Consider the following 11788-nt stretch of genomic DNA (forward strand, 5'->3'; position numbering starts at 1 on the left):
GCTTATCGATATAGATAAGACTTAGTTGCACTTATGCAGTAAGAAAGTATTTTACTTTCTTAACTGCCAAAAGTGCTAATAACATTTGAAATCACATAATAATTAGCATGTATTTCGCTCCTATTATTAAAATAACCCAATTTTTAACAGAATGAGGATCCGTTTTACTGATTCGACGGATCCTCATTCCGTTATTTCCTTAAAAACCCCCGTTGTAAGCTTGGGTTCGGATCCTCGTTCCGCTATTTGTCATTTCCTACCTCAAAATAGACTGATTTTCTGCTTTTAACGGAACGAGGATCCGTCTCACCCTTCCGAGAGCACCTTTTCTGCTATTTAGCGGAACGAGGATTCACTTCAATTGTTTGTCGGATCTGCAATACTAAATCCACTTATTTTATACTCCTAGATAGTATGATTTTTTCTACCCTAAAACTGAACCCGTTAGACTTAACGTATTATTTTTTCACAATCGGAATCCAAATTTCACAATGATGATCTTCAGCAGTTATATCTCCGTCAGTAGGGTATACCTCCAGTTCTGGACCACCCGCATGTTCATACCCAGTTGCTGGAAACCATTCAGCAAAAATACGCTCCCAGACTTTTTGAATTGCATCAGGGATCGGACCGATAACCGGAAAAACTGCCCAGGTTGACGCAGGTATTACTTTTTCTTCCCAATCGAAGGATGACTTCCTACCAGACTCAACTCCAATAAAATAGGTTAACTTTTCCTGTTCTTTGTCAAATTCCATGCAGCCACCGTAGATGACCTTTGCACCATAACTTTTCTCCAGCTTATCTGACACACCATTACCATTAATCTCATCCCAAAAAGCTGGAATCCTGCGAAGGTTTTCCCCATTAATTGTTGTCGTACGAATACCCTTGCCAACAATACTAAAATCTTCCTTTTCCACAATCCTGTAATCCATTTCCTCATCACCCTTTAATTGAATTTGAAACGAGAGACGCGGGAAAGCCTTCAATTGCTTATTTTGATTACGAACGGCAGATGGACTTATTCCATGTATTTTACGGAATGCTTTTGAAAATGACTCTGGCGTTTCATACCCGTATTTAAATGCAACGTCAATAACTCTTCTCTCCGAATGCATCAGTTCTTGTGCAGCCATCGTTAGCCTGCGTTTGCGGATATACTCTGCGACATTTACTCCCGTTAACATATGGAACATCCGCTGAAAATGAAATTTCGACATACAAGCAACTGCAGCAACATGTTCAATATGCAATTCCGCTTCCAGGTTCTTTTCAATGTAATCAATACTTGCGGCCATACGTTGAAGTCCTTCCATGTGCGCCCCCTCCTTTCCTAATCCAACCTTAGCATTCTCGTGTTCTCACATCCTGTTATTCTATGCTATTTTAAGACAGCATCCACTGTTTTACACGACCCTTGCCATTGTCCACATTTACTTCCGCATACGCACCATTAATAAATGTCATTTGAGGCGGGACATGGCCACAATCAATATCGTAAATGATTGGAATGCCCAATTCCGACTCAAGCTCCCGATAAACATCTTGTACCTGATAACCCTCAACCGGATGGTTTGCACTGCTTCGTCCAAACATGACACCTGTGCAGTTATCAAACCATCCAGCAAGCTTCATTTGAATCAGCGTTCGCTTTAAATCAGTTGTCGGCATATCACAATTCTCAAAGTACCATAAGATTGGTTCACCACTGATTGTACTCTTTTGAAAATCTCGAACATTACCATATGGTGTGCCAATAAGATGCCTTATTACATCAATACATCCACCAAGCAAACGGCCTTTGACTGAAGCATCTTCATCACTGATCGTTTTCCATACCGTTTCTTCTGTTAAGTGAAAAACATGTGGAGAAGGATTTTCATGATCCGACTCTTTTTGATACTTTTCCGATGAATGCTGAGTTATGGAATCCCCCTCTTCTGCTGACAGAACATTCTCCCACATGGCGGTGGTCTTGTCCGAGTAATCACCGCGCAAATCTACCAGATTAGTACCATGCGCTGTAGCAATTCCTGTTTTCAATGTAATAGATAGGAGCAGAACACTCGTATCAGAATACCCTAGAATCCACTTAGCTGGAATGGCGTTAAAATCTAACTTGTTAAGTATCTCCATTAGTAATTCTCCGCCCCAAGGCGGGATAACCATATCAATACTTTCATCCTGAACCATTTCATTAAACTCAGCAGCACGTTTTTCAGCAGGTGCAGACTTCGCCTTTACTTGCGTCCAGACGGTTTCACCACATTCAACCTGATACCCTTTCTCTTCTATTCGGGCACAAGCTTGTTTGAACATATCATGCAGTTCTGGCTCGACACCTGAAGAAGGCGCTGTTACACCAATGGTTGCATTACTCTTTAGCGATGGATACATAATCATGATTGAGCTCCCCTCCCTTAAAATATTATTCGTTATCATATCACATTAAGGAATAATATACAGCTATCCCAGCAAATAACATTGGAACTGAATTTATGGCAGAAGCGATTCCGTTGCGAATTAATTACTTTAAGATTATGAAGCAAAAAACAAGAAACTGCAAAACACGCAAAAAACCGCACATCCTACAGGAATGTGCGGCTTTCCGTAATAATTCATGGGTTAAAATCAATTACAAGACTTGTATCGATTTATACTAAATTATATGTCCTATAGTTAAAGTTGTACCGGCATATCCCCTACTGCAACCGCACATTAATGCTAATACCCTAGACAAGTTGCTCAATTTTAATAGAATTAGACTAGTAGACAAACAATAAAGAACCCTCTATATTCCTTTTTCAAATCTCCTTGTGTTTTTGTATCAATATTTGCATAAGCATATCTCATGTTATTTAAGTGACTTCTCAATCGCTGTGATTGTAAATATGCTTTAATACCTTCTGAACCAACTTCTTGTCCACCAAGCAATGTATTTGTATCTAATGCGTAAATGGATTTAACAATATTCACTTGTTTCTGGTTCAGTATGTGTGTAAGTGTATTCTGAACATTTTTTTCATAATTAGTTTGCACTTGTATTACAAAAAACGACATGGACTACTCTCCCTTATGTTATGGATTTTAAAATGTTTAGCCTATACAACTTCTTTCTGATTAACCTTTAATAATTTGTCTAAATCTAATTCACTAGCATTGTAAATAACCCCTGCTATAAACTTCATTCCAATGCCTTTTTCCTTACGCAGAATACGACTAATACTGCTTTCGTGTACGCCTATTCTCTTTGCTAATTCTCTGTTTGTTAAATTATGTTCATGTTTGTATGCCTTTAAATAAGCGATATTTACAAAGAATTCTTTTTCAGTAACCATCTAATAATACCCCTCCTTCAATTAAAATGAACTGTATTCCGTTAAAAATCTCAAAAAAAGACACCAAGTAATACTAACTTGATGTCTTTTATCTATTAAATTTGGGTGATATGAAAACAGTGTGTATAGAGTATTGAAAATCACCTTCTTTTAATTACTTTCTAAAAAACTTTTTATAGATAAGAATGGCTGTAAGAACCACTATAACAGCGAAAAGAAAAAATAAAGAAATAACAGAAAGTATTCGAACTGTGTCTAGCATAATACCCCTCCTTTTGTTTCTATATCATACATCTATTAGGTAAAAAGTCTCAATTTAACTTAAAACACTTTCAATTAACTGGATAAAAATGTAATATTTTAATTATACATAATATTTAAACTACCTTAGAACTAAGACTAAAATATAGGAGGGAGAAAGTCAATTTCATGAAATCTGCACCAATGCGAGGACATATATTCTTTTCCAAATAATAGGAGGTTGTTTTTATGAAGTTTTTTTAAAAATGGTTTTAGTTTTTACTGTCACATTCGCTACTTTCTTTTTATTTAATATGTCTGCCAGTGCGGAAGTATCAGATAAACAAGATATTGATGCCTTTAATCAAAAATTAGAAAAACAAAAAATTAGTGAACTAGTTGGAAAAAATTCAGAAGATGGTTTCGCTGTAAAAGAAGGAGAGCCTTTGACTATAGATTTTGAAGATGGAAGTTCTGTTACGTATGAAGTAACTGTCGAACCAGCAAATAAAAGTGGAATCTTCGCCACTACTCAAGGTACGATTAATTATTCTGCCAAAAAAACTTATACGTGGGGATTGGGTGGTTCAGCATCAGTAAGAATGCACATAGATAATGTAAGATCTTGGTCAGATAGATTGGGGGATTATCTTAGTACTTCTGATAGTAACGATTACCAAAGTATAGAATCAACTACATTTGCCACTGTTAATAGAGGATCGACAATTTCCAAAGATTATTGGGCAGACACACATTATAAAGGTATTAAAGGACAAGCAGAAGGAGTAATTAAATACAACATTGCGGGAGTTCACGGTCAAAAATCATATAGGTTTTCTATTAAAGTTGATCCAAGAACACCTTGGCAAGTTGAATTTATAAGTAACGGTGCATACTACTAATAAGATAATAGGAACATGGAAAATAGTGATTTAAAAGTAATAAAAACAGGAATGGAGAATTTACTCCCTTCCTGTTATTTTAAAAGTTTAATGCTATAGGGTAATTTAGACGGGTATCCTAAACGATACTCAACATACCTTTAAATTTCAAAAGCCTCTCCTGCTTCAGTAAAGTTATTCGCACGAACAATCTTATCAGAAAAACTGTTTACTGTACTTCTCTTTCCATTACCTATTAATACTGATAGACATTCAAATTTCTTTTGTGTTTTTGTATCATTGAATTTTTCTATAAATTCATCTGGTAAATTTGCTTCACCATCTGTTACAAATACAATATCAGCATTTTTAAAACGACTTTCATTTATTAAACGTAAGGCGTTTCTTAGTGGATCAAAAAAGTTTGTTCCACCGTTCATAAAGTTTTCTGCCAGAGTAACTAAGTCTAGTGTTGTGCTTTTTCCTTTAGAAAATTGGAAAAAGAAATTAAGGCAAAATCACGTTTTTGTTTTTTGGCATAAGATATTAGTGCAAGTGCGAACCCTTTACTTTGAGATTCTAAATCTCTCATAGAGCCTGATTCATCTAAGCAAAGTATAATTGGACCTTTACCCAATGTTTCCTTCCCTTTCTTGTCATACACCATTGTTTGACCTTCAACGAATTTTCGCATGAAGTCATTTTTAGCTTGTGGTATAGCTAAATTTGCTAATTCACTTGGTAACAATCGGTCTATATCATTACCTAATGAAACACCACGCCGTTCAATGGATTCTTCATGTTTGTTTTTTTGTTTTGAACGAGCTATTTGTTTGAAACGACCTGCCCACTCTGAAATGTCTAAAATCAGGAGGTTTTAATATGCAATCCTTTAACGAATTACATTCCATTGACGAGGTTGATCAGTTTATCGCGAACCATCAGCTATCCCTATTATTTATTTTCCGCCCAAACTGCAGTGTATGTCATGGTCTGCTACCACAAGTAAAGGAACTGATGGAAGATTATCCAGCCATTAAACTAGGTCATGTTAATGCAGACGAAATACAGGAAATTGCTGGTTGTTTTACCATTTTCACAGTACCGGTTATCTTAGTATTTGTTGAAGGTAAGGAATATGTTCGCGAAGCACGAATCGTTCATATGGACCTTTTTGATCAAAAAATTAATAAGATTTATAAAAATTTAATTGGATAAACTGAATATATCCAGCCACTTTTTTATTTATATACGACCTTGAATTCTTCACATACAACAAGCATTTCCTCGCTGAATTCCCTGTTGAGATCAGCAAGTTCATTCATGAAAAAGTCAATATGCACATTTCTCCAATAGAAAAGGCTTTTATCCCCTTCCCCTTCCTTAAAAGCAAACGTTGCATCAACTTCTTTAAACGGAAGCACCTTTACACCTATCGTTTCCGTCAGAGCTTCGGCATTACCCTCCCAGTCAGTAATCACATTGAAGTCGCCAACCTTTGGGAGTGGCTCATTATCTATTTCGTATAATAGGTGTAATGAGCATGTCGCTATTTTCTCACCTGACTTCACCAAATCCGCTAACTCTTTTGCCATTTCGGGACCACTACCAAATGGCCATGCGGTATATGATTTATGTTCTCGACTTCCTTCGTCGATTGTCTGTAAATAGTTGTTCCACATTATTTCTGCGTCCATCTGTATCACCTCTCTAATACTAATTATATACTAGCATAAAAGAGCCTGCCCCTGTGTAAAGAAGCAGACTCTCATAAGCCAGTTACTTAATTTCCATATCATAAAAGTTTAATCTATAATCTCTCTCGGCGGGTTCTTTTGTTGTAATTTTTCCTTCATATAATATATCACCTGATTTTGTGTCGATTACCATGATTGAAGATGATGTATCATTATTTTCTTTATACTCTGTATTTAGTACATACATTTTCCCATTTGAAATTTGTACGTTCAAATTCACTCCAAATTTTGCACCTACTTTGTTTTGCGAAGGAACTGTAAATTTTTTCTCAACACTTTCGGATTCCATATTATATAGGGCAAATTCACGTCCATCCTCAGTCTCGCCCATCAGATACAATGTAGATCCATCATATACCATGACTTCTTTATCTCGATGTTCTTTTGGAAATTCCAGTGTTTTCTTTTCTCCAGTTTCCAAATTATATGCTAAATATTGCGAATTGGCTTTATCAGCTCTTTTGATTTCACCTGCCACATTCCTATCAGCATTCCGCTCTATATTTTCCTTGTTTATAGAGAAAACAATATTCTTATGAGAACTTAGATCATCGGATTCCCGAACTGAATCGATATGTGTCCGTACATTCTTATTATTCTGTTCTATTGTTGCAATCTTTTCTTCACCATTTATACTTTTATTAGAGATGTCAAAGCTATACATATGCATTTCTTGGTTTCCAAAAGCATTGTCCGTCTGTCTTAGATAGTTTTGTGTAATCACTTTTAATTCCCCATCAATCATTTGGACGTCTGTAACATGAACGTTCCTGTACATAGCCCGATTTGGCACCGGCACATTAAATGTTACTGTTCCATTACTATCCTTATCCAGCACCTCTATGTCAAATTCTGTTTCACTTGGTGACTCGGTTAATGTTTGATTAATAATATCCACATATGCCAGTGTATCTTTCGCATCATAGAATGAAGATACATTTCCGCTTTTGCCACGCATGAAATTCCGGTACTCATTCTGCAATTCATTCATCTCCGGACTGTACATATCCCGCATCCGCTCAAAAAATGATAGTTCTCCCTGATAAGTTGATCCGTCTGCAGTAACCTGAACACTTTCTCCTCTTCCAATACGACCGATACGATAGTCTCCATCAATGATAACAGAATCTAATTCTTCTTCATTCCCGCTAACCTTTTCAAACACAATCTCCGGATAGCTGTTAGCCGAAAACGCTGATTTAACATAAAATGTTCCAATCGTAAGTACAGCGATTGTTACGATACCGATTAATTTCCAATAGCGTTTCATTCGATTACTCCTCTCACACCGTTACTTTATTCTTCAATAAGAAATTGCTCATCCAGATAGACGCTGCTAATACAACTATCCCCAAAAATGTTTCCACAGCGATCATTTCCAGCGCATACAAGTAGTCCTGATTAAACACGATCATCAACAGTACAGGCAAGGCAAATATCACTAAAGAAAGTAAAGTATATCCGATTCCCATAAGAATCCCTTTCCACTTGTAGCTTCGCTCGAACAAAATAGCTGTGAATAATACAGAAACCACCATGAATCCCGCACCATAATATAAAATAAACTCAATAAAACTCTGTGGAACAAGGATTGCCAAGTATTCAAATTTAAGCATTTCACTTACCGCTAAGTCGGCTCTGAAGTCTTTTGGAACCATCCACTTCAAAATGCTGCTTTCCAACGGCAGGAGTATAAGCTGAACCGAAACAAGTCCAAGTACCATTAGAAAAATAGAAGTAGCCTTTGCAAAGAATACATTGATTCGTGCAGTTGGAAGCATTAGCAAGCGATAAATAAATGTATTTTTGCCAAACCAGTCACGATACCAAATAAGAAAGATATAAAAGGCTAGCGCCGCTGCACATAGCGCAATCGGCCCCATAAACCATAACGTATGGGCAAAGTTCAAAAACGACATCTGGCCATATTGTTCAATAAATTGTGATTGAGGCATTAAACCTTCATATATAGCTTTATCTGCTTGCGCTAAATAGTCATTTGCTCTGACGATAGTGCCTGTAACTTGTACAATAAGTGTTATGGCAATTAACACAAGATATACTTTTATAAAACGTCCTAATTCAAAGTTTACTAGTTTTAAATAACGATTCATCCGTGATACACCTCTCTCATTACATCGACTACCGACTTCCCCTCATTTTCCCGAACTTCCTCACTGTTAAATTCCTTTAGTACAACGCCATTATTAAGTAACACAACTTTGTCGATTAAATGTTCAATATCATGTACTTCATGCGTTGTAATAATAACACCTCGACCTTCCACCAAATGACTTGTAAACACTTCTGAAATTTGTTCACGGCTGAAAATATCAATCCCTGAAAACGGCTCATCCATTAAAAGAAAATCAACATCAAGTGCCAACCCAAGCAACAGGTTAATTTTTGCTGCGTTCCCTTTGGACAAGCTTGCGATCTTCTCCGTTTCCTCTAACTTAAAAAAACCAAGTAACTCTGTTGCACGCTCTTGATTCCAACCCTCATAAAAATCCTGCATAAATTGCATTGCATCTGCAATCGTCATTTGTGGCAACATGGTAATGGCATCCGGGATGAACGTGACTTTTTCAAAGCTATGTTTATTTATTTTTTCTCCATTAATTAATATTTCACCTTTGTTAAGTGGGGTTAACGCCATAATTGCGTTTAATATGGTCGTTTTGCCAACTCCATTGATTCCAATAAGGCATGTTATTTCACCTTTATTAGCAGTGAAAGATACGCCGTCCAATACTTTTTTACGACCGAATTTTTTCTTGATATCCTTTACTTCTATCATTTTGTAACCCTCCTACTCTTTGCTCTCTTTGGTATATTGTTCTTTCACCAAATCCAAAACTTCATCAACTGGCACATTTATGGAACGAATGGAGTATATAAAGGAATCCACCGCTTCGACAATAAGTTCTTCTCTAACCGCACCAAGAATCTGTTCATCCTTCGTAATTCGACTCGGTAAATTTCGTTCTGTATAAATCAAGCCCTGCTCCTCCATTTCCTTGTACGCCCGTTGTGCGGTATTCGGATTTATTTTTATCCTGTTTGCTAATTCTCTCCTTGAGGGAATCTCCTGCCCCGGCTCAAACATTCCAGTAGCAATCTGTTCCTTAAAATAACGGATTACTTGAATATAGACCGGGTCTCGATTGTTTAAGTTTATTTGCATAAACACAGCTCCTATTTACCTCAGATGTAGCTTCACTTTTTCTATGTATTAACCCCTTAATACACTGCACCCAAAAAAATCCGTGTATTAAGGGGTTAATACGACTATAAAATGTATTATACGGTTAATACAGTTGAATTGTCAACATGTTTTATTAGAAATATTTCAGACCAGACACTAAAAACACTAGTCATAACTTCTTGTATGTTAAAATTAAAATAGAAACTCGTAATTTCTGGAAGGATTGATTACATATGACTAATTCAATAAAACTAACATCATTATCTTCTAAGGGTGGCTGTGGCTGTAAAATTGGACCTGCTGATTTATCCCAAGTCCTGCATTCACTTCCCCCTACCGCTTCTAATCCAAATTTACTTGTAGGGCTTGATACAAGTGATGATGCCGGAGTATATAAGCTAAATGATGAACTGGCAATGGTACAAACAGTGGATTTTTTCACTCCAATTGTTGATGATCCGTTTGACTTCGGCCAAGTTGCTGCAGCAAATGCAATCAGTGATGTATATGCAATGGGTGGAAAGCCAATAACTGCTCTTAACATCGTTGCATTCCCAATATCGACCTTAGATAAAGCAATTCTAGCTGACATACTGCATGGTGCCCAGGAAAAACTGACTGAGGCAGGGGTTGCGCTAGTTGGCGGTCATTCCATTGATGACAAAGAACCAAAATTCGGACTTGCAGTAACAGGGACCGTAAATCCCCAAAAAATCCGAACAAATACTGGAGCTAAACCCGGGGATAAGCTTATTTTAACCAAACCAATTGGAGTCGGTATCTCAACAACTTCGATTAAGAATAACTTATTAAACGATGAGGAAATAAACCGTGTTACAGAAGTCATGACAACGTTAAATAAAACAGCTGCTGAGACTATGGAAGGATATAATGTCCATGCCTGTACAGATGTAACCGGATTTGGGTTACTGGGCCATGCTTCTGAAATGGCGGGTGGCAGTGACGTTGAAATCCAGATTAATTATAAAGATGTCCCTCTTTTGCCAAGAGTTAAAGAACTTGCTGAATCCGGATCAGTACCTGGTGGAACAAAAAGTAACTTTAGCCATGTACAAGATATCGTAACCTATCCGGAAGAAATGGATCAGGTTGATAAATGGATTTTATGTGATGCCGTAACATCTGGAGGTCTGTTAATTTCCATAGCAAATGAGGATGCAAACTCGCTAGTTACTGATTTACAGAAAAATGGAGTAGAAGCACAAATGATCGGAAATGTAGTAAACGGGGCAAACGGCAAAATTACCGTTCAATAGAATTAATTTTTACTAGGAAGTGACGAATTTATGTTTCAGGATATAACGTTACAGAATTTATTTAATAAACAACATAATGAACCTCATACAGTAATTGATGTACGCTCTCCAAAAGAATATCATGATGCCACAATTCCAGGCAGCATTAACATTCCCATCTTTTCAGATGATGAGCGTGCTAAGGTTGGGACAATTTACAAGCAAGTTGGTAAGGAAGCAGCGAAAGAGCGAGGACTTGCCATTTTCTCTGCTAAACTTCCGGAATTCATAGCAGCTTTTAATCAGATTGAAACACCTAAAACAGTGTTTTGCTGGCGTGGTGGTATGCGCAGTAAAACGGCAGCAACCGTACTTGATTTGATGGGAGTAGAGGTGAAACGGTTAACCGGTGGCTACAGAACCTACCGTCAATGGGTAGTCAGTATGCTGGAAAACCCAGAATTTAAGCCAGAAATTCTTGTGCTGAATGGGAATACAGGATCAGGCAAAACAGCTCTGTTAAAACAGCTTTCGCAAAAAGGTTACCCTGTATTTGATTTGGAAGAGATGGCTGGCCACCGTGGGTCCATCTTTGGGCAAATTGGACTTGTGCCAAGCAATCAGAAGAAATTTGAATCGCTGCTTGTTGAGAAATTGTTGCGTTACAAAGATGTACCTTTTGTCTTATTAGAAGGTGAAAGCAAACGAATCGGGAAAGTAACTATTCCTGACTTTCTATATAACAGAAAGGAACAAGGGCTGCAGTTATTCATCGATCTGCCAGTAGATGAGCGGGTACGAAATATCTTGGATGACTACCAGCCTTGGAATTCACCAGATAAATTTCTTGAGGCATTTCGACTTATTAAAAAACGAATACACACACCGATTGCTGCGGAGATTGACCATGATCTGCAAAATGGTAATTATCATAATGCGGTAAAACTGCTGCTGGAATATTACTACGATCCAAAGTATGAGCATTCGGCAAAACAGTTCCCGAACGGAAGGAAAATTCACCTTCATGCAACTGATATTAATGACGCCCTTCTACAGATTGAAGGTGAATTGACTAAGGTAATAACAAATGCGTAAGCGCCTGTTC

General features: G+C 37.2%; 15 protein-coding genes. 4 read left to right on the top strand and 11 right to left on the bottom strand.

From position 1 onward, the window contains the following. Positions 1-458: 458 nt before the first annotated feature. From ACTWQM_RS11285 to ACTWQM_RS11300, 4 genes are all read right to left on the bottom strand, one after another. A complete protein-coding gene (locus tag ACTWQM_RS11285) occupies positions 459-1319 on the bottom strand; it encodes an AraC family transcriptional regulator (RefSeq protein WP_443258252.1) in 861 nt (286 codons plus the stop codon). A gap of 70 nt (positions 1320-1389) precedes the next feature. Continuing rightward, positions 1390-2406 (bottom strand): S66 family peptidase, encoded by a 1017-nt coding sequence (locus ACTWQM_RS11290; protein WP_443258253.1) that lies wholly within the window; start codon positions 2404-2406, stop codon positions 1390-1392. 357 nt (positions 2407-2763) lie between these two features. Then, positions 2764-3063, bottom strand: coding sequence for a hypothetical protein (locus ACTWQM_RS11295; protein ID WP_443258254.1), 300 nt, complete (start codon positions 3061-3063; stop codon positions 2764-2766). A 41-nt stretch (positions 3064-3104) separates the two neighbouring features. After that, complete coding sequence (locus tag ACTWQM_RS11300) at positions 3105-3341, bottom strand: helix-turn-helix domain-containing protein (RefSeq protein WP_443258255.1); 237 nt, start codon at positions 3339-3341, stop codon at positions 3105-3107. A gap of 506 nt (positions 3342-3847) precedes the next feature. Between ACTWQM_RS11300 and ACTWQM_RS11305 the strand changes: the two genes are divergently transcribed. Then, on the top strand, positions 3848-4483 hold the full coding sequence (locus tag ACTWQM_RS11305; RefSeq protein ID WP_443258256.1) for a hypothetical protein: 636 nt from the start codon (positions 3848-3850) through the stop codon (positions 4481-4483). A 140-nt stretch (positions 4484-4623) separates the two neighbouring features. Here the strand turns inward: ACTWQM_RS11305 and ACTWQM_RS11310 are convergent, their stop codons facing one another. Beyond that, positions 4624-4902 (bottom strand): vWA domain-containing protein, encoded by a 279-nt coding sequence (locus ACTWQM_RS11310; RefSeq protein WP_443258257.1) that lies wholly within the window; start codon positions 4900-4902, stop codon positions 4624-4626. Positions 4903-4928: 26 nt separating this feature from the next. After that, the gene (locus tag ACTWQM_RS11315; protein ID WP_443258258.1) at positions 4929-5156 is read right to left on the bottom strand and encodes a vWA domain-containing protein; all 228 of its coding nucleotides are present in this window, start codon (positions 5154-5156) and stop codon (positions 4929-4931) included. Positions 5157-5344: 188 nt separating this feature from the next. Between ACTWQM_RS11315 and ACTWQM_RS11320 the strand changes: the two genes are divergently transcribed. Then, positions 5345-5680 (top strand): thioredoxin family protein, encoded by a 336-nt coding sequence (locus ACTWQM_RS11320; RefSeq protein ID WP_443258259.1) that lies wholly within the window; start codon positions 5345-5347, stop codon positions 5678-5680. 23 nt (positions 5681-5703) lie between these two features. Here ACTWQM_RS11320 and ACTWQM_RS11325 read toward each other — a convergent pair whose 3' ends face one another. The 5 genes from ACTWQM_RS11325 to ACTWQM_RS11345 form a co-directional block, all read right to left on the bottom strand. Then, positions 5704-6159 (bottom strand): ASCH domain-containing protein, encoded by a 456-nt coding sequence (locus ACTWQM_RS11325; protein ID WP_443258260.1) that lies wholly within the window; start codon positions 6157-6159, stop codon positions 5704-5706. Positions 6160-6241: 82 nt separating this feature from the next. Continuing rightward, positions 6242-7489 (bottom strand): hypothetical protein, encoded by a 1248-nt coding sequence (locus ACTWQM_RS11330; RefSeq protein ID WP_443258261.1) that lies wholly within the window; start codon positions 7487-7489, stop codon positions 6242-6244. A 13-nt stretch (positions 7490-7502) separates the two neighbouring features. Beyond that, the gene (locus ACTWQM_RS11335) at positions 7503-8333 is read right to left on the bottom strand and encodes a hypothetical protein (RefSeq protein WP_443258262.1); all 831 of its coding nucleotides are present in this window, start codon (positions 8331-8333) and stop codon (positions 7503-7505) included. Then, a complete protein-coding gene (locus ACTWQM_RS11340; protein ID WP_443258263.1) occupies positions 8330-9019 on the bottom strand; it encodes an ABC transporter ATP-binding protein in 690 nt (229 codons plus the stop codon). The genes ACTWQM_RS11335 and ACTWQM_RS11340 overlap by 4 nt, the downstream gene beginning before the upstream one ends. A 12-nt stretch (positions 9020-9031) precedes the next feature. Beyond that, complete coding sequence (locus tag ACTWQM_RS11345) at positions 9032-9406, bottom strand: GntR family transcriptional regulator (protein ID WP_443258264.1); 375 nt, start codon at positions 9404-9406, stop codon at positions 9032-9034. A gap of 254 nt (positions 9407-9660) precedes the next feature. Between ACTWQM_RS11345 and selD the strand changes: the two genes are divergently transcribed. Continuing rightward, positions 9661-10704 carry a selenide, water dikinase SelD gene (gene selD / locus ACTWQM_RS11350; RefSeq protein WP_443258265.1) on the top strand — a complete coding sequence of 348 codons (1044 nt, stop codon included), beginning with the start codon at positions 9661-9663 and terminating at the stop codon, positions 10702-10704. A gap of 30 nt (positions 10705-10734) precedes the next feature. Further along, positions 10735-11778 (top strand): tRNA 2-selenouridine(34) synthase MnmH, encoded by a 1044-nt coding sequence (gene mnmH, locus ACTWQM_RS11355; protein ID WP_443258266.1) that lies wholly within the window; start codon positions 10735-10737, stop codon positions 11776-11778. The last annotated feature ends 10 nt before the right edge of the window (positions 11779-11788 follow it).

Source organism: Virgibacillus sp. L01 (genome assembly GCF_052246775.1).
GTDB lineage: Bacteria > Bacillota > Bacilli > Bacillales > Amphibacillaceae > Lentibacillus.

Excerpts from the sequence above, each read along its gene's own strand:
- mnmH (WP_443258266.1), top strand. The coding sequence starts at position 10,735 with ATGTTTCAGGATATAACGTTACAGAATTTATTTAATAAACAACATAAT.
- ACTWQM_RS11345 (WP_443258264.1), bottom strand. The coding sequence starts at position 9,406 with ATGCAAATAAACTTAAACAATCGAGACCCGGTCTATATTCAAGTAATC.
- ACTWQM_RS11320 (WP_443258259.1), top strand. The coding sequence starts at position 5,345 with ATGCAATCCTTTAACGAATTACATTCCATTGACGAGGTTGATCAGTTT.
- ACTWQM_RS11340 (WP_443258263.1), bottom strand. The coding sequence starts at position 9,019 with ATGATAGAAGTAAAGGATATCAAGAAAAAATTCGGTCGTAAAAAAGTA.
- ACTWQM_RS11330 (WP_443258261.1), bottom strand. The coding sequence starts at position 7,489 with ATGAAACGCTATTGGAAATTAATCGGTATCGTAACAATCGCTGTACTT.
- ACTWQM_RS11300 (WP_443258255.1), bottom strand. The coding sequence starts at position 3,341 with ATGGTTACTGAAAAAGAATTCTTTGTAAATATCGCTTATTTAAAGGCA.
- ACTWQM_RS11315 (WP_443258258.1), bottom strand. The coding sequence starts at position 5,156 with ATGCGAAAATTCGTTGAAGGTCAAACAATGGTGTATGACAAGAAAGGG.
- ACTWQM_RS11305 (WP_443258256.1), top strand. The coding sequence starts at position 3,848 with ATGGTTTTAGTTTTTACTGTCACATTCGCTACTTTCTTTTTATTTAAT.
- ACTWQM_RS11285 (WP_443258252.1), bottom strand. The coding sequence starts at position 1,319 with ATGGAAGGACTTCAACGTATGGCCGCAAGTATTGATTACATTGAAAAG.
- ACTWQM_RS11295 (WP_443258254.1), bottom strand. The coding sequence starts at position 3,063 with ATGTCGTTTTTTGTAATACAAGTGCAAACTAATTATGAAAAAAATGTT.
- selD (WP_443258265.1), top strand. The coding sequence starts at position 9,661 with ATGACTAATTCAATAAAACTAACATCATTATCTTCTAAGGGTGGCTGT.
- ACTWQM_RS11310 (WP_443258257.1), bottom strand. The coding sequence starts at position 4,902 with ATGAACGGTGGAACAAACTTTTTTGATCCACTAAGAAACGCCTTACGT.
- ACTWQM_RS11290 (WP_443258253.1), bottom strand. The coding sequence starts at position 2,406 with ATGATTATGTATCCATCGCTAAAGAGTAATGCAACCATTGGTGTAACA.
- ACTWQM_RS11335 (WP_443258262.1), bottom strand. The coding sequence starts at position 8,333 with ATGAATCGTTATTTAAAACTAGTAAACTTTGAATTAGGACGTTTTATA.
- ACTWQM_RS11325 (WP_443258260.1), bottom strand. The coding sequence starts at position 6,159 with ATGGACGCAGAAATAATGTGGAACAACTATTTACAGACAATCGACGAA.